Source organism: Streptomyces sp. Ru62, from assembly GCF_002920615.1.
In the GTDB taxonomy this organism is placed as follows: domain Bacteria; phylum Actinomycetota; class Actinomycetes; order Streptomycetales; family Streptomycetaceae; genus Streptomyces.
This window is the reverse complement of sequence record NZ_PQSU01000106.1, coordinates 1-441: the sequence shown is the minus strand read 5'-3', so window position 1 is coordinate 441 and position 441 is coordinate 1. Positions and strand designations below refer to the sequence as shown.

Here is a 441-nt window from a genome sequence, read left to right as displayed (position 1 = left end):
GCGGAACCTGCCCTCCCAGTCCACGACGTCCTCACGCCACAGCCGGCGCAGCAGCGCGTAGTTCTCGATGGCCAGGTCGATGCCGTCCCGGATGTCCTTGCCGAACCACGGGTACACCGGCCCGGTGTTCCCGCGGCCCATCATCAGGTCCACCCGCCCGTCGGCCAGGTGCTGGAGCATCGCGTAGTCCTCCGCGATCTTCACCGGGTCGTTGGTGGTGATCAGCGTGGTCGACGTCGACAGGACGATCCGCTCGGTCCGCGCGGCGATCCAGCCCAGCATCGTGGTCGGCGAGGACGGCACGAACGGCGGGTTGTGGTGCTCACCCATCGCGAAGACGTCCAGGCCGACCTCCTCGGCCTTCAGCGCGATGGCGACCATGGCCTTGATCCGCTCGCGCTCGGTCGGGGTCCGCCCCGTGGTGGGGTCCGGCGTGACATC

1 protein-coding gene is annotated in these 441 nt (G+C 69.4%); it reads right to left on the bottom strand.

Annotated features, from left to right (window positions below):
* Window positions 1-441, bottom strand: a 441-nt coding sequence (locus C3492_RS43900; RefSeq protein ID WP_146075822.1) for an LLM class flavin-dependent oxidoreductase, incomplete at both ends; no start/stop codon positions are given.